This is a genomic window from Bartonella vaga, assembly GCF_037070895.1.
Taxonomy (GTDB): Bacteria; Pseudomonadota; Alphaproteobacteria; order Rhizobiales; family Rhizobiaceae; genus Bartonella.
In genome coordinates this window covers 141,139-165,071 of the sequence record NZ_JAYMZK010000002.1, presented here as the reverse complement: position 1 = coordinate 165,071, position 23,933 = coordinate 141,139, and the positions used below count along the sequence as shown (strand labels likewise).

The 23,933-nt window shown below is 36.1% G+C and carries 19 protein-coding genes; 4 read left to right on the top strand and 15 right to left on the bottom strand.

Features of this window, described 5'->3' with window-relative positions:
• Positions 1-29: 29 nt before the first annotated feature.
• The 3 genes from pyrG to tpiA all read right to left on the bottom strand — a co-directional run bounded on the left by pyrG (position 30) and on the right by tpiA (position 3,086).
• On the bottom strand, positions 30-1,658 hold the full coding sequence (gene pyrG, locus WCP76_RS02655) for a CTP synthase (protein WP_336294152.1): 1,629 nt from the start codon (positions 1,656-1,658) through the stop codon (positions 30-32).
• 126 nt (positions 1,659-1,784) lie between these two features.
• Positions 1,785-2,240, bottom strand: a complete 456-nt coding sequence (gene secG, locus WCP76_RS02650; protein WP_336294151.1) for a preprotein translocase subunit SecG — start codon at positions 2,238-2,240, stop codon at positions 1,785-1,787.
• 81 nt (positions 2,241-2,321) lie between these two features.
• Positions 2,322-3,086 (bottom strand): triose-phosphate isomerase, encoded by a 765-nt coding sequence (tpiA, locus tag WCP76_RS02645; protein WP_336294150.1) that lies wholly within the window; start codon positions 3,084-3,086, stop codon positions 2,322-2,324.
• 151 nt (positions 3,087-3,237) lie between these two features.
• On the opposite strand from tpiA, the gene WCP76_RS02640 reads away from it, so the two are divergent.
• A complete protein-coding gene (locus WCP76_RS02640) occupies positions 3,238-5,133 on the top strand; it encodes a peptidyl-prolyl cis-trans isomerase (protein WP_336294149.1) in 1,896 nt (631 codons plus the stop codon).
• A 240-nt stretch (positions 5,134-5,373) separates the two neighbouring features.
• Here the strand turns inward: WCP76_RS02640 and WCP76_RS02635 are convergent, their stop codons facing one another.
• The 9 genes from WCP76_RS02635 to tatA all read right to left on the bottom strand — a co-directional run bounded on the left by WCP76_RS02635 (position 5,374) and on the right by tatA (position 13,529).
• The gene (locus WCP76_RS02635; RefSeq protein WP_336294148.1) at positions 5,374-6,234 is read right to left on the bottom strand and encodes a phytoene/squalene synthase family protein; all 861 of its coding nucleotides are present in this window, start codon (positions 6,232-6,234) and stop codon (positions 5,374-5,376) included.
• A 542-nt stretch (positions 6,235-6,776) separates the two neighbouring features.
• Positions 6,777-7,163: an Mth938-like domain-containing protein gene (locus WCP76_RS02630; protein WP_336294147.1), complete on the bottom strand. Its 387-nt coding sequence runs from the start codon at positions 7,161-7,163 to the stop codon at positions 6,777-6,779.
• Positions 7,164-7,604: 441 nt separating this feature from the next.
• Complete coding sequence (gene yajC / locus WCP76_RS02625; protein ID WP_336294146.1) at positions 7,605-8,057, bottom strand: preprotein translocase subunit YajC; 453 nt, start codon at positions 8,055-8,057, stop codon at positions 7,605-7,607.
• A gap of 397 nt (positions 8,058-8,454) precedes the next feature.
• A complete protein-coding gene (locus WCP76_RS02620) occupies positions 8,455-9,636 on the bottom strand; it encodes a peptidoglycan DD-metalloendopeptidase family protein (RefSeq protein WP_336294145.1) in 1,182 nt (393 codons plus the stop codon).
• A gap of 168 nt (positions 9,637-9,804) precedes the next feature.
• The gene (locus WCP76_RS02615; RefSeq protein WP_336294144.1) at positions 9,805-10,464 is read right to left on the bottom strand and encodes a protein-L-isoaspartate(D-aspartate) O-methyltransferase; all 660 of its coding nucleotides are present in this window, start codon (positions 10,462-10,464) and stop codon (positions 9,805-9,807) included.
• 133 nt (positions 10,465-10,597) lie between these two features.
• On the bottom strand, positions 10,598-11,875 hold the full coding sequence (gene serS, locus WCP76_RS02610) for a serine--tRNA ligase (protein ID WP_336294143.1): 1,278 nt from the start codon (positions 11,873-11,875) through the stop codon (positions 10,598-10,600).
• Positions 11,876-11,935: 60 nt separating this feature from the next.
• Positions 11,936-12,721 carry a twin-arginine translocase subunit TatC gene (gene tatC / locus WCP76_RS02605; protein ID WP_336294142.1) on the bottom strand — a complete coding sequence of 262 codons (786 nt, stop codon included), beginning with the start codon at positions 12,719-12,721 and terminating at the stop codon, positions 11,936-11,938.
• Complete coding sequence (gene tatB, locus WCP76_RS02600) at positions 12,718-13,158, bottom strand: Sec-independent protein translocase protein TatB (protein ID WP_336294141.1); 441 nt, start codon at positions 13,156-13,158, stop codon at positions 12,718-12,720. The genes tatC and tatB overlap by 4 nt, the downstream gene beginning before the upstream one ends.
• Positions 13,159-13,214: 56 nt before the next feature.
• Positions 13,215-13,529 carry a twin-arginine translocase TatA/TatE family subunit gene (tatA, locus tag WCP76_RS02595; protein WP_336294140.1) on the bottom strand — a complete coding sequence of 105 codons (315 nt, stop codon included), beginning with the start codon at positions 13,527-13,529 and terminating at the stop codon, positions 13,215-13,217.
• Positions 13,530-14,738: 1,209 nt separating this feature from the next.
• Between tatA and WCP76_RS02590 the strand changes: the two genes are divergently transcribed.
• The 3 genes from WCP76_RS02590 to pgsA all read left to right on the top strand — a co-directional run bounded on the left by WCP76_RS02590 (position 14,739) and on the right by pgsA (position 18,604).
• Positions 14,739-15,602 carry a 23S rRNA (adenine(2030)-N(6))-methyltransferase RlmJ gene (locus WCP76_RS02590; RefSeq protein WP_336294139.1) on the top strand — a complete coding sequence of 288 codons (864 nt, stop codon included), beginning with the start codon at positions 14,739-14,741 and terminating at the stop codon, positions 15,600-15,602.
• A gap of 361 nt (positions 15,603-15,963) precedes the next feature.
• Positions 15,964-17,949: an excinuclease ABC subunit UvrC gene (gene uvrC / locus WCP76_RS02585; RefSeq protein WP_336294138.1), complete on the top strand. Its 1,986-nt coding sequence runs from the start codon at positions 15,964-15,966 to the stop codon at positions 17,947-17,949.
• Positions 17,950-18,022: 73 nt separating this feature from the next.
• Entirely contained in the window at positions 18,023-18,604 is a 582-nt protein-coding gene (gene pgsA, locus WCP76_RS02580; protein WP_336294137.1) for a CDP-diacylglycerol--glycerol-3-phosphate 3-phosphatidyltransferase, read from the top strand.
• 100 nt (positions 18,605-18,704) lie between these two features.
• On the opposite strand, the gene ndk is transcribed toward pgsA, so the two are convergent.
• From ndk to WCP76_RS02565, 3 genes are all read right to left on the bottom strand, one after another.
• The gene (ndk, locus tag WCP76_RS02575) at positions 18,705-19,127 is read right to left on the bottom strand and encodes a nucleoside-diphosphate kinase (RefSeq protein ID WP_336294136.1); all 423 of its coding nucleotides are present in this window, start codon (positions 19,125-19,127) and stop codon (positions 18,705-18,707) included.
• Positions 19,128-19,523: 396 nt separating this feature from the next.
• Positions 19,524-22,145 (bottom strand): BafA family autotransporter, encoded by a 2,622-nt coding sequence (gene bafA, locus WCP76_RS02570; protein ID WP_336294135.1) that lies wholly within the window; start codon positions 22,143-22,145, stop codon positions 19,524-19,526.
• A gap of 474 nt (positions 22,146-22,619) precedes the next feature.
• Positions 22,620-22,943 (bottom strand): hypothetical protein, encoded by a 324-nt coding sequence (locus WCP76_RS02565; RefSeq protein ID WP_336294134.1) that lies wholly within the window; start codon positions 22,941-22,943, stop codon positions 22,620-22,622.
• Positions 22,944-23,933 lie beyond the last annotated feature (990 nt).

Genomic DNA, 23,933 nt, shown 5'->3' with positions numbered 1-23,933 from the left:
CCTCAAAAGCCAATAACTAAATTTATAAACTAAACCAACCTACTTTGCTCTATCGTGGCTTTAATAAAAGAAGAAAAAAGCGGATGTGGATCAAATGGACGTGATTTTAGTTCTGGATGGTATTGAACACCAATAAACCAAGGATGATCTGCATATTCTATTGCTTCTGGTAAAATACCATCAGGAGACATACCAGAAAAAATTAAACCGCATTGTTCTAGTTTATCTTTATAAGCAATATTTACCTCATAACGATGACGATGTCGCTCAAAAATCCTTGTCATTCCGTAAATTTCGGCAATATGACTATCTTCTTTTAATTCAGCGAGAAAAGCACCAAGACGCATTGTGCCACCAAGATTGTCAAGTTGTGTGCGCTTTTCAAGAACCTCCCCTTTAAGCCATTCTGTCATTAAACCTACAACTGGATTCTCTGTATTACAAAATTCACTTGATGAAGCATTCTCAATTTGTGCAATATTGCGCGCAGCTTCTATACAAGCCAATTGCATCCCAAAACAAATGCCTAAAAATGGAACCCTACGCTCCCGCGCAAATTGAATTGCTCGAATTTTTCCTTCTGCACCACGAGCTCCAAAAGCACCAGGAACCAAAACTCCATGAACTTTTTGTAAATAGGACGCAGGATCTTCTCTTTCAAAAAGCTCTGCATCAATCCATTCAATATTAGCTTGCACTTTATTAGCCAAACCACCATGTGCAATCGCTTCAATAAGGGACTTATAAGCATCCTTCAATCCCGTATATTTCCCAACAACAGCAATTGTAACTTCTCCTTCGGGATGATGAATCCGATGAGTAATTTCTTCCCAACAATCCATTTTGGGTTTAGGAGCCGAATCAAGCCCAAAAGCGGAAAGAACCTCTGAATCTAGTCCCTCTTTATGATAGGCCATAGGAACATCATAAATTGTCAACACATCCAACGCCTGAATAACCGCACTCGGACGAACATTGCAAAAGAGCGATAATTTGCACCGCTCTGTTTCTGGAATAGGCCGATCTGAGCGCACCAATAAAATATCGGGAAAAATACCAATTGATTGTAATTCTTTGACGGAATGTTGTGTTGGTTTTGTTTTTAATTCACCAGCTGAAGAAACATAAGGCATTAATGTAAGATGTACATAAACAACATTCTGCCTTGGCAATTCGTTGTGAAGCTGGCGAATCGCTTCTAGAAAAGGCATTGCTTCAATATCGCCAACCGTCCCACCTATTTCACACAAGACAAAATCAAACTCTTCATTTCCTGTAGTAATGAATCTCTTAATTTCATCTGTAACATGAGGAATCACCTGAACTGTCGCTCCCAAGTAATCACCACGCCGTTCTCGTTCAATGATATTGCGATAAATGCGTCCGGTTGTAATATTATCCTGGCTATTCGCAGAGCACCCAGTAAAACGCTCATAATGACCAAGGTCAAGATCAGTCTCAGCACCATCATCGGTTACAAATACTTCACCATGTTGATAAGGTGACATAGTGCCTGGATCAACATTCAAATAAGGATCAAGTTTGCGAAGCCGCACACAATATCCACGAGCTTGTAATAGCGCAGCTAACGTAGCTGCTGCGATGCCTTTCCCAAGAGAAGAAACCACACCACCAGTAATAAAAACATAACGTGTCATGAGCTCATGGTGATAAGCAGTTTATAATGATTTTTCCAGTAAAAAATGCAAAAAGAAACAATTTTCTTCCATAAAGTTAAAAAGGCGAGACAAGCACCTTTTTAAAAGCTATACTCTCTCGAAAAACTACTCTGTAGCGTTATTGGGGACTGGATCTTCAAGAATTGGGGGAACTGGAGTTTCATCGCCAAAGTCTGTAGACTGTTTTTGTTCCTGAGATGGAGCAATAGCACCGCCGAGCTGTTCAAGAATAGACGGTTGAGATTTTTCAGGTGATAACGGTGCTGTTCCTGAAATTCCTTCATTTGTAGAGTTCTTCTCTGAATTAACCGGAATATGCTTGAGAACATCAGAACTAAAATTTGATAGACTCCACACCACAGTAAGTCCAATAGAAACTGCAAAAAAGCAACCTGCCAAAATAGCGGTCAAACGTGTTAACGGATTTTTTGCTCCACGAGTCTTCATCAAACCAGAGCCATGGCTAACACCAAGCCCACCACCTTCTGACGGTTGAATTAATATAACGACAACCAAAGAAATAACAATTAAAAAATGTATAACAATAAGGACTGTTTGCATAAACCTTGCTCTTCAAATAACTATTCACAGCTATTTACACATAAATAGCCCATAATCCAAGTAAGAAGTGAAATTTCTCTATTACAATTTACGATAAGCATCGCAAATAGATAAAAAGTCAACCGCTTTTAAGCTTGCTCCACCTATCAGAGCACCGTTAACATGATCAAGGCTCAAAAGCTCAAATGCATTTGATGGTTTTACTGATCCGCCATAAAGCAAACGTATTTTATTCCCTTCGTCACCAAAACGAGAGCGCATCTCATCACGAATAAAGTTATGCACTTCTACAACATCTGCTGGACTAGCCGTATTACCTGTACCTATAGCCCATACAGGTTCATAAGCAATAATTACATTCCCTGCTGTTGCATCATCCGGCAAAGATTCCTCAAGCTGTTGTGTCAGCACATCTAATACTTGATTATTTCTGCGTTCTTCCAGCGTCTCACCAATACAAACGATAGCAACAAGGCCTGCTCGCCACACCGCTTGCACTTTAGCACAAACAATTGCATTATTTTCCTTATACACTGTGCGACGTTCAGAATGTCCAATAATAACGTGGCTTGCTCCTGCTTCTTTAAGCATAAAAGCTGAAATATCTCCAGTGTATGAACCATAATCATCAAAATGACAATCTTGTCCTCCTAAAAGAAGATTGGCACCGCTCAACGTATCAGAAGCACGCGATAAAAGTGTTGCTGGAACACAAATAAGTGCTTCAAACAAACGACCTAAATCAGAGCTAACACCAGCGGCAATAGCGCGCAACTCCCCAAGAGATTCACTGGTTCCATTCATTTTCCAATTTCCGGCAATAAAAGGCTGAATATTTAGAGACATATTTTACCTCAGAGCTATCCCAACACATTGTTCGTCTTTAGGTACCAGATTATAGAATGAAAGCAAATCTTTAAGCTTGCATCTTTTGCATCTTTATTGCAAATTTCATTGCTGCTTTGATAATAACCATGCAAAAAAATGGAATTAAACGATGCTTGACGTCATAAGAAATACTACAAGTTCTTTGGTTTTCAGGATTTTTCTCGCTATTTTGCTCTTGTGCTTCATACTTTTGTGGGGAACACCACAGTTATACACCGAAAATGAAAAAAACCTTATTACTGCTGGAAAGTCCACAATAACCATCGATGATTATCGCCTCGCACTCGCTGATCAAAGCTTGCGTCTTGCACTTGCATATCACCTTGGACGAATGTTTACAGAAAATGAAATGCAGAAATACAAAATACCTGATTTTGTTTTTAATCAATTGCAACAAAATGTACTGTTTGATGAACAAGCACGTAAAATGAAAATTAGTCTTTCAAAAGACGCAATAGGCCGTATTCTTGCCTCTAATAATATGTTGAAAATAAATGGTGTTTTTGATAAAAATTTGTTCCGTAACTATCTACAAAATTTGCACACTAACGAACGTAATTTTGTTGATTATTACATCAAAAAAGAAAAGCGCAATCAGCTTGTTTCTGCTTCACTATCTGGAATGAAAGCACCAGATCTCTTTTACAAAGCACTGGCTCTTTATCAGGGTGAAACCCGTATTGCGGATTATCTCGTTATTGATCTAAAAGACAAAAAAACAATTCCTGATCCCGATCAAGAGACATTGCAAAAGTGGTTCAAAGCTCATCAGAATAAGTTTCGTGTCCCGGAGTACCGTACTGTTTCTTTATTATCTATGACTTCAACTGAGCTTGAAAAACCTCAAGATATCTCAGCAGATGAAATCAAAGCTTATTATACTCAAAATGCCTCGCATTTTATTGCTCCTGAAAAGCGTACAATTGAAGAATTGAGATTTCGTACACGCGAAGCTGCTGATAATGCAGCCCAAAAAATGGCAAACGGATTGAGTTTTGATAAGCTAGTTGCGGCTGAAAACAAAACTCTCAATGACATAAAAAAGGGGCCTCTAACAGAAAGTGAACTTCCTCATTATCTAGCATCCGAGATTTTTGAACTCAAACAAGGACAAGTCAGTACCGTAATCAATGATCTACAAGGTCCTGTTATTATTCGTGTAATACATATTGAACCTTCAGCCTCTATTCCCTTTGAAAAAGTAAAAGACGATATTCGCCAAAAACTTGCCAAAAATCGTGCTATAGATGATATAAATAACAATTATACCGAAATTGAAAATGCGCGTTTTGAGGGAGTTTCTCTTAAGGAGCTTGCTGATCAATATAAATTGCCTATGCGCACAATCACCATTGATAAAACAGGAAAAACAATGGAAGGTGTGATGTTCACCGATTTACCCGAGTCCGAGAAAGATGCTTTACTAAATTCCATCTATCAATCAGAGGAAAATATCGATCTTGATCCTCTTTTTCTTCAAAAAGGTGGATACCTTTGGTATACAGTAGATAAAATTATCCCAGCCCGAGATAAAACGCTTGAAGAAGTCAAGAAAGATGCGATTTCTCAATGGAAAAGTGAAGAAATTCAACGTCTTCTTGATGAAAAAGCTCAAAATACTCTCAAACAGCTCACTGAAGGGAAAAGTCTTCTTTCTCTTGCCCGTACACTTGGTGTTACAAAACAAACAACGCAGATTCTACGACGTCAGGATACATCTGAAATCCTTGGCGTTGAAGGTGTTAACGCATTATTTTCTGGCCCAAAAGGTCATTATGGTATAGTAAAAGGTCCAGTCGCAACAAATCGTATCGTTTATCAAATAAAGAGCGTGACAAAACCTCAAAACATCACTCCTAATACTCTTCCATACAATATCCGTGCTAATATGGATATGATGATAAAAGAAGATCTAAAGCTAGAAATGCTACAAATTGCTAAAAAAGAACATCCTTTAGAAATTAATAATGCTGCTTATAATAAAATCTTCAATACTCTCCAGTAAAAATGTTGTAACTGAGTGTGATGTTTATTAATAATAATCGCAAATAGAGCTGCTATAATAGTCAAAAAGAAACTTAAGTTTCTTTTTGACTATTATAAGGATGGGTAGCGTTTGTATAAATAATAAGATTTTTTGCGACTTCACAATTTTATATAAAAACAATTGGATCTAAATCAAAACTACTGCTGTGAACTTTAAAACGTTTACTGATTTTCCTATTCCTGATAAAATTTTTTGTCCTTATAAAATCTTTGGAGAGCTACCGCTTATTGCTGCCCTTGTTATCAACCAATAACGATGAATCAGTGATAAAGTTGCACTCTCTTGAAAAAGTGCAGCTCCCAAATGTACCGCTTTTTCAAGAGATGCTGGTACAATTGCCAATGGAAGAAATGCTGGTTTAAGAAATTTAGGTAATACACTAGAATGTTCGTAAAATTTGGTATAATGATCTCGCGATAACGCTACCATAACTTCAACAATATGACATTTTTGTTTATCATTGATACGATTAAACTCTAAGTCCTTCCTATCCACCCCTACAGCTTTTAGCATATCAGACGGTAAATAATATTGATATCGCGATTGCATGAATGATAAAAGACGTAGCACACCACTTAATCCTTGAGCAATCCCCCCGTGTTCACAGGCATTTGTAAAATTTTGTGCCCCATTATGATCCAATATCTTGCAAGAAAGCTGTAAAATTATACCCGCTGTCTCGCCACAATAGAACTCAAGATCATGAAGCGAAGATATCGGATTTTGATAAAGCGTTGAAATATGCGCATCACAGTAACGTAAAAAAGATGTCTTAGGTAAATTAAAAAGCGTCATTGCTCTAAGCAAATCACTCAAAATCGGACTATTTTGACCATTTTGCATTTCATCATTAGCAATAGAGTTATACCACCAACGTAATCGTATCTCACCAATAAGCGGATCGTGTACACTTTCACGAATACGAGACACCTCTACATTAAAAGCGTAAAGAGCAGCTAATGCTCTGCGTTTTTTTTTAGGTGCAAACAAAACTGATATATAGCGATCACGATCTGTAGCACGTAAAATATTAAGACAATAAGGAAGGGAATCTAACATTTTGACACCTATTAACTTCCTCTTTTAGAAATTAACATTTTATTTTATTCGTATTTGAAGATAATAAATAAGTGAACAAAACCATATGAGTAAATCTTCAAATGCGCCTTTACAGTGTATTACAATTTAATATCTTTTTTCTAAGCATTTTTTTGTCTATGCTAAAAACCTAAATGATCTCCCTCCACAAAGCTTGACCTATAAACTGCAAAACTTCAACATCACTCTACAAAGCAAAAAATATTGATATGAAGTAAACCTTCAATTTTTTATTAAAATGAAATCCTATATCCTAAAAATTTTAAAATTTATGAGATAAATTGTTTTGTAAAAGCTGGAAAGAATGCAGATAGTTTGAAGATCCAACATAAAATTTAGAACAATTTTATGTTATTTCATACTTTAAAGGAATGTACACCTGATGATCTAGCAATTGATAGATTACCAAAGTTCTTTCCTTGCCCCATGAACGAACAAACTTAAACTGTTGAAAAATGCTATTGAGCTATTCATGATTAAGGAATTTATTGATAAACAGTTTATCATTCTACCGCAAATAACAACGCAGCTACTGCACGATTTTCAGCTAATAAAACATTAAATGTGCGCACTGCTGCTCCCGTACTCATTGTATCTGATGAAATACGCTTTTCCGCTAAAAGCATCCGTAACTCTTCAGGTAAGCGCAATAATTCAACCCCAGTACCTATTAATAAAACTTCAATCTTAAATGATTCCTTTAAAATACGAGACATATCTTCTTGGGTGGGAATAGGGCTTGCCATATCAATACCATAAATACCTGATGGTACACAAATTATAGAACCTCTATGCGACATATCAGCAAAACGAAATCCACCATTTCCATAAGCATCAATAGGAACACGCCCTGGAAAATGTGCTTCACGGATTTGGATTGCGCGAAACATAAGTAAGCATCCTCTATCTTTAGAAACCCAATTACATTTTTCTTTATTGCTTAAAGCCACGTAAAGAACTTATAATAAGTACTGATATATTCATTGTACGCTGTGTAATAATGTCGCAAAATCTTTTATACAAAATACTCTTTTAGCAATACAATAAATATATGAAAAATTCATAATAAGCTGTAGTTAAACGCTGCATCTATTTAAACAAACTCATCTTTAAAAGAGAAACTTATCTCAGCTTATTTGCGCAAAAAACCGGTATCATACAAAAACAATAACATTCTTCAAAAATAGAAAAATTTCCCGAAAAACTCCACAAACAAAAGGCTCCTTTCTCGGCTATAAAAATCTTTCTCTAATGATATCATTTTTATACAAAAGCCACAAACTTTTATAAAAATGCGTTGTAAAAAAACATAATAAACTGCAATTATATTTTTAAGATTCTTTTCCCTTTGACATAGTTTTTTTCTCTTTAGAAATATCCACATTTTCCTTCATTGCAATTTTAGACTTAGATTTTCGCGGCTTTTTTGTTTGAGCATTAAGTTTCGATTTTTTTTCAGCAACCGGTTCACCTTTAACGCGTACATCGGTTAATGTTGAACGAACAACGCGAATATGCATACCATCACCAATTTCAACTTCTAATTCACCGCTCTCATCGTAAACCTTTATAACCTTTCCGATAATACCACCACCCGTTATAACTGTATCACCCCTGCGCACAGCATTAAGCATTTCCTGCCGCTTTTTCATTTGCGCACGCTGTGGGCGAATCATAAGAAAATACATAATTGCAAAAATCAGAATGAATGGGGCGAAACTAAGAAGTGAGGTTCCATTGGAAACACCGTCTGCAACTTGAGCATAAGCATCAGTAATAAACATTTTTATCTCCTATATTAAACTTCAGGTATTTCCCTACTCTACTAAAATAAACTCTTAGTTCAAAAAAGCTTTCCTAGAGAATTATCCCACGAAACAACAACTGAGTACTGTAATCATAACTTTATAGAAAGGCAATAAATTCTTAAGAGACAAAAGACAATGAGAAAAAAACTTTTTAAAAATAGATTTATTTTTCTTTATATAACATAAATATCTTCACTAATTAGAGAAATAAATAGTAGAAAATAGTCTTTTCCTCTTCGATGAGCTCAACTTTTGACTCTCATGCGATGTGTGATGTGTGATGTGCTTGTTAAAATACTATTGGTTACGCAAATTAATTGTTTTTCTTGAAATCTGTATAGACTACAGATTTTTAAAATACAGTCATCATAAATTAGTTTTCCAAATATTTTATAGGGTCAACAGGTAATAAATCCTTATACACCCCAAAATAAACACGTGGAATTTTAATATTTCCTGAAACACCAGACTTAGCAATCTCATCCCCACGTCGTATCCTTTGTCCTTTATTAACAACAAGCTTACTATTAGATCCATAAACAGTAACAATATTGTTTTCATGCCGGATCATAACAACGTTGCCGAGTTCTTTCAATCCATCACCTGCATAGATAACAACACCATTTTCCGCAGCTTTTACAGATGAGCCTTCAGGCACAGAAATGTCTATACCTCGATTAATTGTAGTTCCTTTTTTTTGACCAAACTGGCTTAATAAACGTCCTCGCACTGGCCAACGCATCTTGGCAATTCCTGTGGCTTGCGGAGTAAAAACATTATCCTTATTCTTTATAGCATCCGAAAAACTAGTTTCATGACTCAATTGCGTTATTTGCCCAGAAGAATTCTTCTCAATATTTGTATTTTCCCCATTTATCTCTGCAGAGGGTACAGTTACTATCGAAGTTCTATTTTTATAAGGTTGAGCTCTTTTATAACCTATGGAAGACATCGATTGAGCCTGAAATGAAGGTTTTGTTGTTGATCCCCTCCAATCATCCTTGTGGATATTTGAAGCGGCTAATGTATGCTTGCTTGGGATCATAAGAACCTGACCAATATAAATGGAATTACTGCTTATACCATTTGCTAATTTTAATGACTCAACACTGACCCCTACTTGCCGTGCAATGCTTAATAATGTATCCCCATTCTGTACAATGTAAGAATTTTTCTGAAAAACAGGAAAATGGTCCATTTGTGAACGGGACAATGTGCCAAGATTGCGTGGCAATGCTCCCATAACCTGACGTTCCGGAGAAGATGTCGCGTCTTGTCGTGAATAATTATGTGGAATATTTCCATCAGATAACGAATCAGCACTTGACTCTACGGGGGGCAATTCAGTGCTTTGTATTATGCCACTATACGATAGCATTTGCGGATTTACAGGAGTTGTAGACATATTTGAGCGAGTAGATACCGTATGACTAGAAAAATTATGAGTAAAACGCTGCGTACCGGAACTACACCCAAAAAAAACCGTTACCACTGCTAAACAAGCTATTCTCCAAAAATTATGCCTAAAAACATTATCCAAAACTTTTAAACACATAGTTTTGCTCACTCATCAATGCTCAACTCATTCTATTAAAGCTTTTTAGTATTACCTAAGAGTTAAAATTAGATATTTTATTCATAAATATCTCTATAATAAGCTCAAAGCGGATTTATCGTGAATTAAAAAGCTAAAACAGTTTGCTTCATACCTTTAATTTTAAAATTAAAGTATTTCTGCAATGCCTTTAATAAAGGGCTGATAACGTACTTGAAACATTTCTAAACATTCAAATTGACTGCCATTTTTTGTATAACGCGTTACTTTTTGTACCCCTTCATTGGGTCCTATCGCTTGAATAAGAATCCCATTTTCAGCTAAAAGCTCTAAAAATTCCCTTGGTTCATCAGAACGTGATGGCCAAATAAGAATACGATCAAATGATCCAAAATCTGTAACAGGACAGCTTCCGTCAATCTGATGGAGAACAATATTTTCAATTCCCAAGATTTGAAATTTTTGGCGCGCTAGATTAATCAGTGTTTTATAACGATCAATTGTTGTGACACGGTCACTTAGACACGCCATAAGCGCAGTACAAAAACCAGATCCTGTACCAATTTCTAAAACACGATGCTTTTTTTTTAACGACAACGCAGAAAGAATCAAAAGCTGCTCTTCCAAACGCTCAATATATTCACCACACTCAATTGGAATAACTTTATTATCATAAGCACTGTTTAACCAAGGAGCAGAAACAAACTGTTGACGCGGAATTTTCTCAAATGCTGCAAAAAAGCGCACATCATCAATTCCTTTACTGCGCATTTTCAATACAAGGCCAGCCAATTCTTCACGAAATTGTAAAATACTTTTCTGCCCCATAGTGTCATTCGATCTCCAATGGAATAGCTACCTTACTGTATATAAAACCTCTTTTTCCTAAAACAGCAAAACTTCGCATTTGTATACCAGCATCTTTCAGCAATAAACACATACCGGCTCTCCTCTTGAAAAATTACATAGTAATACAACGTACGCCTTTCATATAGGGTTGTAAAACATCCGGAACAATAATTGATCCATCAGCTTGCTGATAATTCTCAAGAATAGCGATAAGACAACGTCCAACAGCTGTACCAGAACCATTAAGAGTATGAACAAAGTGTAATGCTTTATCACCTTCTTTACGATATCGAGCATTCATGCGTCGGCCTTGAAAATCCCCACAGACTGAACAACTGGAAATTTCACGATAACATCCTTGACCAGGAAGCCAAACTTCAATGTCGTAAGTTTTACGTGCAGCAAATCCCATATCACCAGTAGAAAGAACCACCGTACGAAAAGGCAAACCAAGACGCTTCAGCACCTCTTCTGCACACTCTGTCATACGTTCCAATTCTATTAAAGACTGCTCTTCAGTGGTAATTGATACCATTTCTACCTTCCAAAACTGGTGTTGACGCAACATGCCGCGCGTATCTCGACCTGCAGATCCCGCTTCCGAGCGAAAACAAGGCGTCAAAGAAGAAAATCGCAGTGGTAAATCTGATATCTCAAGAATTTCATTATTTACCAAATTAGTTAATGGTACTTCTCCTGTAGAAATAAGCCATCGGCCATCTATCGTCCGAAAAAGATCATCAGCAAATTTTGGCAATTGAGCAACTCCGTAAACAATCTCATCACGAACAAGAACAGGCACAGAAACCTCTGTATAACCATGCTCTTCAACATGTAAATCAAGCATAAATTGCCCCAAAGCACGTTCAAGTCGTGCCAATGCCCCTGAAAGTACTGTAAAACGTGCCCCTGATAAACGGCTGGCTCGCTCAAAGTCCATCTGTTTAAGATTTTGGCCAAGATCAAAATGTTCCTTTGGTGCAAAATCCATTGTCGGAGCTATACCAAAATGTCTAATAACAACATTATCATTTTCATCTTTACCTTTTGGAACATCATCAAATGGAATATTCGGAAGTCTTGAAAGAGCTTTCTCAAAACTTTCAGTCAACCGCTTTTCCTCCACTGTAGCAGAAGACAGAAATGCTTTAATCTCTTCAATCTCAGCTTTAAGACGTTCACCCATTTCCTGATCACATGCAGCTAAAGCTCGCCCTATTTCTTTTGAAATCGCATTACGACGCTCCTGCGCCAATTGTACTTTAGCAACATGTGACCGCCGTTCAAAATCAAGTTTTATTAACTTTTCTGCTTGCGGCTCAATACCTCTATTTTTCAGTGCTTCATCTAATTTTTCAGGATGTTCACGAATCCATTTAATATCAAGCATAAAAATTCCTCATTTGCATCGTTTTTATTTGTTTCCTATCCCACAAAACATCGGCTTCTTCTACGAAGATTTTTTCTCTTTTCTTTCCATACAATAAGCAATTAAAATTGAAATCTCGTAGAGAATTACTGTAGGTAAAGCTACTGCAAACATAGTAAAAAGGTCTGATGGAGTTACGATCGCTGCAATTATAAAAGATATTAAAACAGCCCATTTTCGTTTATATACTAGACCACGATAAGTTACAAGTCCAACCCTCGTTAAAAGACTCGTCACGAGAGGTAATTGAAAAATCAAACCAAAAATAAGGATAAAAGATGTCATAAAGCTCAAATAATCTGAGATACGGACTACAAAATCTATTTTTAAATGGACATCCGGAAGAAACTGCTGAGAAAGACTAAACCAAAGCATTATCGGTGCCAACAAAGCATAAACAAATGCCCCTCCAATACAAAATAAAACCGGTCCACCAATAAGAAATGGTACAAAAATTATACGTTCATTTTTATAAAGTCCCGGTGCGACAAATCTATAAAACTGAAAAGTCGTGTAGGGAAAAGATAAAATAACTGCCCCAAAAGCAGAGAGCTTCATCTTCGTCAAAAAAGTTTCCCATACCTGCGTTGATTGCAAGCGAATAGCCTCAGGATCCCCACCTGATATTTTCATTGCCCATTGATAAGGCCATATCAAAAAATTTAAAATACAATCCTTGACAAGAAAACACACAATAAAGGCTATTAAAAATCCAATAAGAGAAGCAATAATTCGCTTACGGAGTTCAATTAAATGCTCTAAAAGTGATGCCTCATTAGCTTCAACTTCATCTTTCTTAACATTCATGACACATCTTCTTTATCTTTAGGAGTTACAGAAATGCTCCTAGAATTATGAAGATCAAAGGATACAGTGAAATTTTCATTGGCTCTATTCTTATTACATCCCAAAATTTTTTTATCGTTTTCTGATTTATAGTGCGGTGCATTTCCACAAAAATTATCGCGAATATCCCTTACTGCATCATGAATGGGATTTAAAACCTCTGTTAACTCTTTGCTTGGATTAAGATCACTGATATCCGGTAATGTCTTTCGCAAATCATCAAGCTCTGCCTGCCTGATTGCATTATCCAATTGATGACGAAATTCATTCGCTGTTGAATGCACATAAGCCATTGCCTTTGCTATTGTCTTAAGCAATTTAGGTAAATCTCTTGGTCCAACTACAACTATGAAAATAAGTAAGATCACGAGAAACTCTTGTCCATCAATCCCAAACATCACTTATCCTCAACTTTCTTGATTTGAAAAAATAATGTACAATTATAATTGCACCCTTATCGTTTTACCCGTTGCTTTTTTAGAGTAGATGTCTTCCCCCCTTTAGAGGAAAGAGAGTTTTTTTTGCGTACTGCTGTACGCTTCACTGATGACGATTCAAGTTGTTGAGGCTCAATATCAATTGTTTTAGAATAATCAACCATTTCAACCTCATCCTCGCAACTATCTTCCTCTTCCTTCATATTCTTTTTGAACGCTTTAATCCCTTTAGCAACATCACCCATTAATTCAGAAACCTTACCGCGCCCGAAAAGTACAAGGATAATTAATAAAATTACAATTAAATGTGTTGGTGAAAAAATATTACCCATCACTCTCTCTCACTGCTTTTAAATTTGATTTCATTTATTCACGCTCACTCTGAAGGAATGTGCAAAATATAACCATATTTTATTTGTATATTATCCTCTCAAGTTAAAGGCAATCATACGCTTTTTTATTGCAAATTGACTTTTTAGTTTCTTTTTCTTCTGTGCTTGGCATATTATAATAAACGTTCACTCCTTTAGTAAGTGTTGCAGAAATCTACTCTCACTTACTTTATAGAAAATATGCGCAGTTTTTGCCGCTAATAAATGGTCAAATTTTTAAAAATTATAAAATCGAGATATAACCCATTGCAACAAAAGCTCCCTTGCCTTGATCCCCTTTATAAAATTTTTTCAATGTTATAGCTCCTGGATAATGAAGCAGCAAAAATGGAAGCAAACATTGCACCCTCCCTCAATCAATAAAAACAATCGTCACGCTCACTTACTTCCCGTAAAAATGTAGTAAGCGCTTTGACGCCATCCGCCGCCCCTTTGATTGCGCGCAAATAACATAAAAATCCAAGGCATCTGCTCCATAATAAAGGATTTTTCTTCGTCTGTTAGAAAAAACCGGAAATATCAATAATCGCATCTTTTGCTTCTAACATGATTGCAATACCGCAATGCTTATTTACTCACTTTCACCCCATTTAGTTGAGATAATTCATTTTGCTACTCTCAGTTTTTAAAGTTATATTTTAATATAATACAAACAATCTAACCATTTCACACAGAGACGTAAAACTCGGGTTCCAACTAACAAAAATAATTACTTACAATACTTGCGTTAAAAATCTGTCTACCTATTAAGATAATGGTTTTTTTCCAATCTTATCCACAGCTTCACATAAGTTTTTTTAAAGAAAAAATCCTTTAATTTAATAGTATTTTTATCAAAAATTTAAACTGTACATATCTTAAGATCATTAATAAATTTATTAAGCAACACAAAAAATTTGCTGCAAAAGCTTTAGAAAATTTCTACTTCAGGTATTTATATTTTTTATCATTTTTCAGTTAAGACAGTGAGGATAAAAACTCTTCCATGAAAATAATTACCAATCCATGACACTGATATTTTTTAGATGTATATACTTTTTGATCAAGATATCTTTTGATCTCGACAAAAAACTCTTGTTAGTATAAAGGCTTTTATCCTATGTTAATAGAGAACTTAGTGAACAGTCATATATATGGTAAAATTTACTCATGAATTATCGCCATATTTATCATGCTGGCAATTTTGCTGATGTTTTTAAACACATTGTTGTCACTCGTATTGTAGAATATCTTAAACGTAAGGAAAAGGCTTTTCGCGTTATAGATACACATGCCGGAATTGGTATATACGACCTTTCTTCTTTAGAGGCACATAAAACAGGAGAGTGGCGCGAGGGTATCCAAAAACTTTTTTTAGCCTCTATACCAGAAGATTTAAAAGCACTCCTTTTTCCATGGTATGATATTATTGGTGCACTCAATAAAGGGAAAAAAGAAATCGTACTTTACCCTGGATCTCCTGTCCTTATTCGCAAATTACTGCGCAAACAAGATCGACTAACCGCAATTGAACTGCACTCAGAAGACTACAACACTTTGTCAAAAAATTTTGCCGGTGATTATCAAACAAAAGTCCTGCATTTAGATGGTTGGCTGTCTTTAAATGCCCATTTGCCACCAAAGGAAAAACGTGGATTTATCCTTGTCGACCCCCCCTTTGAAAAACCTGGTGAATTTTCCCGCCTTATTGAGGGACTAATGAAAGCGTATCGCCGTTTTCCTGGAGGAATCTATGCTTTATGGTACCCTGTTAAGCATAACAAAGAAATTAAAAATTTTCTTCACGCACTTTATCAAACAAGAATTTCCAAAATTTTACAACTAGAAATGCGTATTCAAGAAAACTCAGTACCATCTAAAATGATTGGATGCGGTATGACTCTTATCAACCCCCCCTATCTTCTAGAGGAAGAAATGAAAAAACTTAGTCCCTTTCTTATCCGCCATCTCGGAAAAGACAAAAACGCACGAATGACTTGTAAGTGGCTCCAGAAAGAACATTCGTTATGTTAAACCTTTCAGCTTTATGTCCACCGTCAATTAAAATCTTCCTTGTAAGAATCAAAACCATTCAACTTCTTAAAAATATTAAGCAATCAGCTCTTTTAACCTTATCGCATTAGCTCCAAATGTACCTCATAATAAATAGCACAGCTCTATCATTCTCATTGTCAATAAATAAGTTTAGCTAATTCGCAAACTATTTTCAGAGATCATCTGAATATTTTTTATGAAAAGTAATAACACTCAAATAAAATTAGCTCACGTCATAATGCGTTATTTATAGGAGTAATAACTATAAATACATCAAGATAGCTCTCTATGGATAAGAAGATTTCACATGAAAAATATATCACACTCTTGGATAAACTAAATGCTTCTGAAAAAAAACACAGCTTGTCATCAAAGTGAACGAGAAAAGCTCTCCTTTCTCTCTCTCGTTACATGGGACAATGCCAATCAAGACAAAAATAAAAAACAACCCAAAGGCGCAAAACTTATACAAGAGTTTGTCAAGCATCTTCCGCACAAACCTGGGGTTTATCGGATGATTGATGAAAATGGTGATGTTCTCTATGTTGGTAAAGCACGTAATCTCAAAAAACGCGTCTCAAACTACACTCGTGAACAAGGGCACAATAACCGTATTGCCCGCATGATTCGCGCAACATATCATATGGAATTTGTTATTACTCACACAGAAACAGAAGCTCTTCTTTTAGAAGCGAACCTCATCAAAAGGCTACACCCACGTTTTAATGTTTTACTACGTGACGATAAAAGTTTTCCTTATATCATTATTACTGATGACCACAGAGCACCTGCACTTTACAAACACCGTGGTGCCAGAACACGAAAAGCTCATTATTTCGGCCCTTTTGCTTCTTCTGAAGCAGTTAGACAAACAATCAGCGCTTTACAACGTGCGTTTTTATTACGCACCTGCACCGATTCAGTTTTTGAAAACCGTACGCGCCCCTGTCTGCTTTATCAAATTAAGCGGTGTTCTGCACCCTGTACATACGAAATTTGTGACAGAGATTATAAAGAACTTGTAAAAAAAGCAAAAGCTTTCCTTTCGGGAGAAAGCCAATATGTTAAAAATGATATAGTTAAAGCTATGCATAAAGCCGCAGAAAAACTTGATTTTGAACAAGCCGCAGATTATCGTGATAAGTTATCAGCACTCTCTCACATACAAAGCCATCAAAGTGTTAATCCTCAAACGATAAAAGAAGCAGATGTATTTGCAATTGCCCAGCAGGGAGGGGTAACCTGCATTCAAGTATTTTTTTTTCGCATGGGACAAAATTGGGGAAACAGAGCCTATTTTCCTAAAGCAGACCTATCTTTTTCTCGTACTGAAATTTTAGCGAGTTTTCTTGCCCAATTTTACGATGATAAGCCACTTCCAAAACTCATCCTTTTATCTGAAGAAATTGAAGAAAAGGCGCTTCTTACGGAAGCATTTAATCTCAAAGCAAATCGTAAGATATACCTCTCTTTACCCAAAAAAGGTGAACGAAAAACTCTTGTCAATCACGCCTATATCAACGCTCATGAAGCACTTAAACAAAAACTTGCTGAAACAACCACACATAAAAAATTACTTCAGGATCTTGCTGAAATATTCCAAATGCCTCATACTCCATACCGGATAGAAGTTTATGATAACTCCCATATTATGGGAACAAATGCAATAGGTGCAATGATTGTTGCAGGACAAATGGGATTTATTAAAAATCAATATCGTAAGTTCAATATTTTCTCAACTGATATCACACCTGGCGATGATTTTGGCATGATGAAAGAAGTCATTAAACGAAGATTTTCACGTCTTATAAAGGAACATGGTTTTCCAAATAGAAGAAATGATAAAAAAAATCAAGACGATGATTCTTTTCCTATTTGGCCTGACCTTATATTAATCGATGGTGGTGAAGGACAAATAAACAGTGTGCATACAATATTATCTGAATTAAAGTTAGATGATGTTATCACAGTCGTTGGGATCGCTAAAGGCTCTAAGCGTAACGCAGGACACGAACGGTTTTTTATAAAGGGAAAAGCACCCTTTAGACTTCCCGCACGTGATCCTATCCTTCATTTCTTACAACGTCTACGTGATGAAGCGCATCGTTTTGCAATTGGAACCCACAGAGCAAAACGAAAAAAAGCAGCATTTAAAAATCCGCTTGATAAAATCGAAAATATTGGTCCCAAAAGAAAGCGTGCGTTGCTTCATCATTTTGGGAGTTCCAAAGCTATTGCCGATGCCTCTCTAGAAGATTTAACAAAAGTCACGGGAATTTCCATCACCATTGCACAAAAAATTCATAACTATTTTAATCAAAAATAGGCTTGTTTCATAATCTTTGCCTTGTTACGCTTATGAAATAAATCATCTTTTATAAAGAACTGAAAATGCCTCTATGAAAAATCATATCTTTTCTTTTCCAAACATCCTAACTTATGTACGGATCATCGCAGTACCAATGGTTGTTGCATGCTTTTTTTTAGAAGGACGACTGCAGTCAAGCGATATAGCACGATGGGTTGCTGTTTCCATTTTTGTTATTGCCTCTGTTACTGACTTTTTTGATGGCTATCTTGCCCGTATTTGGGAACAAACATCCAACATTGGTCGCATGTTAGATCCAATTGCAGATAAGCTTCTCGTATCTGCCTGTTTGCTATTGCTTGCCGCCAACAGCACTATCGCTGGGTGGACACTATGGGCGGCTATTATTATTCTTTGCCGAGAAATTCTTGTATCAGGATTACGTGAGTATTTGGCGGAATTAAAAGTTAGTGTTCCTGTCTCTCGTCTTGCAAAATGGAAAACTTTTGTACAAATGATAGCCATTGTATTTCTCTTAGCAGGACCGGCTGGTAATAAAATTTTCCCTTACACGACAGAATTTGGCATCGCTATGCTTTGGATTGCTGCACTTCTCACATTGTGGACAGGATGGGATTATTTTCGTGCAGGCTTGAAACACGTTATAAAATGAAAAGTCCTGAACTCCAAACCCGCTTTTTTAAAAATCTATAGACCTCACAAAAAATCCCTAAACAACATGTTTTGGGATTCTTTTCTTATATAGGCTTTTATTAACCAACAATTTCCATTTCTGAAAACCAAAAAGCAATTTCTATTTTTGCGGTTTCAGCGCTATCTGAACCGTGGACAGAATTTTCACCAATCGATAAAGCGTGAACTTTACGAATTGTTCCTTCCTGTGCATCCATGGGATTGGTAGCACCCATCACTTCACGATTCTTAGCTATTGCATTTTCACCTTCTAAAACTTGCACAATAGTTGGGCCAGAAGACATAAACTCAACCAATTCGCTAAAAAATGGACGTTCTTTATGAACAGCATAAAAGCTTTCAGCCTCACGCTGACTCATCCAAACACGTTTAGATGCAACAACACGCAGCCCCGCATCTTCAAGCATTTTTGTAATTGCACCCGTCAAATTACGACGCGTTGCATCAGGTTTAATCATCGAAAAAGTACGTTCTACAGCCATTTGATTACCTTTATTGCATTTATAAAATCACCTGGCCGTTCTATAACGAGCAAGAAGCCTTTTGCCAAGGGATTATAGAAAAACCCCATAAATTTTCAAGAATGTACATTAATTTGTACGAATTTTAATGAATAATAGTAATATCTGCAGCACTTTATCTCTTTGATAACTTATAACAGTACTACCTCACCTTTTTACAAACGTTTAACTACTTACTAACCTGAAACGCTTCTCTTCAAAACCACTATCTAATTAGGAGAAAAGATACAAAAACAATAAGCAGTAAAGTATATAATCTTTATGAAAAACTCTCTTCTCTAAAAAGGCTACTCAACACTGCGCACCCAACTTCCCAAAGCCTCTGTACACGAAGATCTATTAAAAACAAATACTTACTTAAAAACTATAGCGAACACCTAAAATTCCCTGAAGCGACTGCTTTTTCTTATGTCCTTTTACATAATGTGCTTCTGCATAAATCTTTAATTTGTCTCTGACTAAAGCACTCAAACCAACTCCTATTTTACCTGCATTACCCGATAAGTCCGTAGCAAATTGATACTGATCATTAATAGTCGCACGATTATTATCTTGGTTTTCACGTAACCATGCCACAGTAATATAAGTTAAAAATGAAGTGTCTATCCCTGATCCAAATTCATACCCTAAAGATAATCCAAACTCATTGCGTAATGAAATAAATGGGCTTATATCACCGGTCATTTTATTAGAAAGCTTTATTTTTTTTTCTTCTACCTGCAACCACGTTAATTGTGCATAAGGCTGCAGCCAACTGTTCTGCATCACCTTAACACGATAACCAGCTTCAAGTGATGTCCCCACTGCCCATTGGTGGTAATTTCCTTCAATGTCTAAACCATTTGTTGACACAGCCTTCAGATTATTTTGATAACGATTATATTTTAAAATACCATCTAGGTACCATCCATTATGATCAAAATAAGTTGCATAAGCCCCAATGCTATAAGCAGTTACACCACTAATACCACCTCGCGCATGTGCAATACGTGATTGATCATAACTGCCAAAGCCACCGATATAAAACTCTCCATTCTTCAACTCACTTAATCTACTGATACCTAAAACTATACCTGTCTGCTCTAGCTTAAAATCTATATGATCTGCAGAAATGCTTTCTTTGCTCTTGATCGCATATGTCCATAGAGCCGCACTTTTTTTGCTTCTGTCTAAAAATCCTCTTCCAGCGCGCGCAGTTCGCAGTTCATTATCAAAAATAAGTCCTGGAGTAACAGACATAGACAACACCGCATCAGTAGAAGGAGTAGTTACCAAATCAGAAATCTGTGACTCTTGTCTCATCTGTTGAAAAAATTGATCCTGATACCTTGGAGACATAATCGTATGATCAGCTAATGATACAGCATCTGCGAAAAAAGCAGAATTTCCTTTCTCTTCAGAAGGATGATGATGATCATCTGGATGTGATCCATTAATAACCTGATTTTCTAGATATGAAGCAACTGAAGGGACAAGAACAGGCTGAACTTCTCTTACGTGTCGAGGAGGCCTTGGTTTAGATGCCTGTTCATTATTTTTATTTTTCCCACCTGGAGCATTCCGATAAGGAGAGCCTTGTTTTTGGGAAGAAGAGGATCTCTGCTTAGAGCGTGTTCCCGTATCAACAGATGAAAGAGCTGTAAAAGCCATAACCTTCGATCTTTTATTTATCCGCTGAGGAAGAGTTTCTGAACGTTTTGAATTTTCAGTACTCATACCCAAATACCAAATTGTGAAATCGCCACTAGAATCAGCATTCCTTTCTCTCTTATGTAAGCGATACATATAAGTACCACCATCAACAGCCTCAATTTTCTCACCAACGTTGTTGGTCAGAGTAAAATGAGCGCCTTCGCTTTGGCTTCTATCAGTAATTAAATTAAGTGCAGTAACAAAACCACTCTTTTGTAAGATAGGAGCTGTAATTTCAACGCCAGAATCAGTAACGCTTATTGTATGATTGCCTGAACCATTGCCTATCAGTAAATAATCGCTATTATAGCCACCCATAGTATCTATATTAAAATTAAAGTGTAAATTTCCTGAAAGTCTTTCAACATGAAGTGAAATATGACGTGGATCATACGGGATAGAAGAAAAACTAACAGTCCCTCCATTACCACTTAGCCCTTCAATTTCAATATGAGGATTTCCCTTTTTATCCTGCTCACCAACAAAAAATAGTATTTCCTCACTTCTCCCCGTAACAGAAAGCTTTTCTTTTGTCACATGTCCTTTGGCATCCCCAGCAAACAAATAAAGGAGTCCCTTATCATTGACCTTTACCTCTCCAAGTACTTTTTCTGCACCAACATGAATCCATGAGCTAGCAGAATCATTGACCGTGAGCGTATCCACAATCCCTCTAGGATATACGACTTGAATGGCCTGATCATTCAAGGTGGTATCATGAGACTTTCCTCCCGCTAAAACGTATTGCCTCCCATTTCTAAAGATCCCTGTTTTCTCTGCTTTACCCCCCTCTTTTTTGTGCCCAGCATACAGATTTTGTTCTCCGTCTTGCATAATTTTTGTATTCCAAGCTTTTCCACCATCATACACATTTTGCTGTCCAACAACACCATCAACACCAGAGACAATGGCATCATAAGCGCTGCTGTGCCTATCATAACCTTCATGGCTTACAAAGCTCCCCTCTTCGAAAACAAATTGCAAACCAGCAAGAATTTTAGAGCTTATTGCAATTCCTCCGCGCGTCACTATCTGCCACCCACCTTTATTAACAGTTGCATTCACCGAACTTTTACCATTTTCAACAATCTCTGCACCACCATCACTGATTGTAATATTATTTCTTAGAAACGGGACTGCACCAATTAGTACTGAGCCTTTTGGTACTATATTTCCATTCATGATACGTTCTAATGACCGACTCCTAGTCTCATCCGCATTGGCAATTTGTATAAGACAACCGCTGACCATCAATACTGAAAAACTTAATTTATATTTGCAACACATAATCTAAACTCCAATACCAATAATTAGACAAACACCCCAAAACTACACAGGTAGCTTACTTTGATTGTATCATAATGTGTTTTATTTATGTTTTTATATACTTTTTGGTGTATTTATTGCAAACAAGCAACTATAGATTGTAAACTATAGTGCTATTTTCACTTAAAAAAGGAAGAATACGTTAAAATTCAAAACGTGCATATAAATTTAAGGTATAATTTATAACGCTTGCAATAATAAAAAAAGACATCATCTCTTTAATAAAGCATAGAATTTTCCTTAATATTCCTATATGCATAAGAGATATTATTGGAGTATTGAGCGTTTAGCTTGCAAAATATAGTGGCTGAAGTTAATCAATACATAAAACTTATGTATTGACACTATAGAAAAACTCCTAAATCCCGTCACGGAGCGACTTAATCTTATTTCCCTTTAAATAAAAAAATTCTGTATAAAGCGTTATTTTATCGTTTATGAGATTATACAAACAAATCTGCTTCGAGACAGATCTATAATCAACTTATTCCGGTTATCAGCTATCATTTCATTATTATCTATATCCTCACACAATAAAACTTCCGTAAGATGAGCCGTTAATGAAACTTCTGTACCAACAATGAACTTATGCCCAGCAATTAATCCAACTTCACGACAGGATGAAATCAATGAATCTATATCACCTGTCTTTCCATTAGAAAATTTGATTTTTTTACCATCAACCTGTCTCACTTTTAGGAAGTAAGGCTGCATCCAACTGCTGTGCGATGGCTCAAAACGACAAAAAATATCAAACAAGCAATCTGTTGCCTACTATATATAATCAATTTAAAAGGCGTTAAAATTATCTCGGTAATATTATACTTCAAAACGCAATCCCAATACCATATGCAGCTATCCAAGTAAGTCGTATAAATTCTAATATTATTATTATTTATATCAGTGTTCCTTGTACACAGAAAATACGTGCTTAACCATAACCGCCAAAACCACTAACATAAAACTCTCCAACTTATTAACTCACTTAAATTGGTTAGCGCTAAACACTCTACCAATCCACTCAAACTTTAAGTATGATCTGTAGCAATATGTTCTCTTCCTGTTTTTATCCAAAATTCCTTTACCAACACGCACGGCTTATAGTTCATTGTTGAAAAACGAGCTCGAAAGCCACCATAATGAAAAGCTCTGAGCAGTTGAAATAGTAGTCTTGAATTCAAAGTTTCATTCCCTGAAAGATTCTTAATATGAAGCTGAAAGTAATATAGATCAGACCTAGTAAATATAAAAATGATACTCATCTCACCACATTAACTTCTAAAGCAGAATTTTTCTCGCGTAGACTTTAGTAGCAATAGTAGCAATAGAATTGTAACTGAGATTCTTTATTTATTTATCAAAGAGTTTCTGTTATTATAGTTCTGCGTTTACCATCGCTGGAATAAATCTGAAGTAGCTTTGAACCATTAACGTTTATAGTTCTCTTCCAATATCGCACCAATGTGTCCCATCGAAATGGGACCATACTTAGTTATTAAAGTTTTCACGCTTCATCAAAATGAGTCATTTTAAATTTCTATGTTCTTCGTAACTTCAATTTAGCCACTCCTCATTATAAAAATTTTTCTCATTTCTCTCAAACCCCCTTTTTTATGCCTATTAGTGCCCATGATCTCTCTGCTAGTGCAAATATTCCATTTACAATCTTTACAAAAAATACTGACTATTAATATTAAAAGACTTAGATTTAATTTGCATTGCAGTATCCGCAAACCATTATTTAATAAA

Coding starts and splice junctions, on each gene's coding strand:
- pgsA (WP_336294137.1), top strand. CDS start 18,023: ATGAAAAATCATATCTTTTCTTTTCCAAACATCCTAACTTATGTACGG.
- tatB (WP_336294141.1), bottom strand. CDS start 13,158: ATGTTTGGGATTGATGGACAAGAGTTTCTCGTGATCTTACTTATTTTC.
- yajC (WP_336294146.1), bottom strand. CDS start 8,057: ATGTTTATTACTGATGCTTATGCTCAAGTTGCAGACGGTGTTTCCAAT.
- secG (WP_336294151.1), bottom strand. CDS start 2,240: ATGCAAACAGTCCTTATTGTTATACATTTTTTAATTGTTATTTCTTTG.
- WCP76_RS02630 (WP_336294147.1), bottom strand. CDS start 7,163: ATGTTTCGCGCAATCCAAATCCGTGAAGCACATTTTCCAGGGCGTGTT.
- WCP76_RS02620 (WP_336294145.1), bottom strand. CDS start 9,636: ATGTGTTTAAAAGTTTTGGATAATGTTTTTAGGCATAATTTTTGGAGA.
- tatC (WP_336294142.1), bottom strand. CDS start 12,721: ATGAATGTTAAGAAAGATGAAGTTGAAGCTAATGAGGCATCACTTTTA.
- tatA (WP_336294140.1), bottom strand. CDS start 13,529: ATGGGTAATATTTTTTCACCAACACATTTAATTGTAATTTTATTAATT.
- bafA (WP_336294135.1), bottom strand. CDS start 22,145: ATGTGTTGCAAATATAAATTAAGTTTTTCAGTATTGATGGTCAGCGGT.
- ndk (WP_336294136.1), bottom strand. CDS start 19,127: ATGGCTGTAGAACGTACTTTTTCGATGATTAAACCTGATGCAACGCGT.
- WCP76_RS02590 (WP_336294139.1), top strand. CDS start 14,739: ATGAATTATCGCCATATTTATCATGCTGGCAATTTTGCTGATGTTTTT.
- pyrG (WP_336294152.1), bottom strand. CDS start 1,658: ATGACACGTTATGTTTTTATTACTGGTGGTGTGGTTTCTTCTCTTGGG.
- uvrC (WP_336294138.1), top strand. CDS start 15,964: ATGCTTCTGAAAAAAAACACAGCTTGTCATCAAAGTGAACGAGAAAAG.
- serS (WP_336294143.1), bottom strand. CDS start 11,875: ATGCTTGATATTAAATGGATTCGTGAACATCCTGAAAAATTAGATGAA.
- WCP76_RS02640 (WP_336294149.1), top strand. CDS start 3,238: ATGCTTGACGTCATAAGAAATACTACAAGTTCTTTGGTTTTCAGGATT.
- WCP76_RS02635 (WP_336294148.1), bottom strand. CDS start 6,234: ATGTTAGATTCCCTTCCTTATTGTCTTAATATTTTACGTGCTACAGAT.
- WCP76_RS02615 (WP_336294144.1), bottom strand. CDS start 10,464: ATGGGGCAGAAAAGTATTTTACAATTTCGTGAAGAATTGGCTGGCCTT.
- tpiA (WP_336294150.1), bottom strand. CDS start 3,086: ATGTCTCTAAATATTCAGCCTTTTATTGCCGGAAATTGGAAAATGAAT.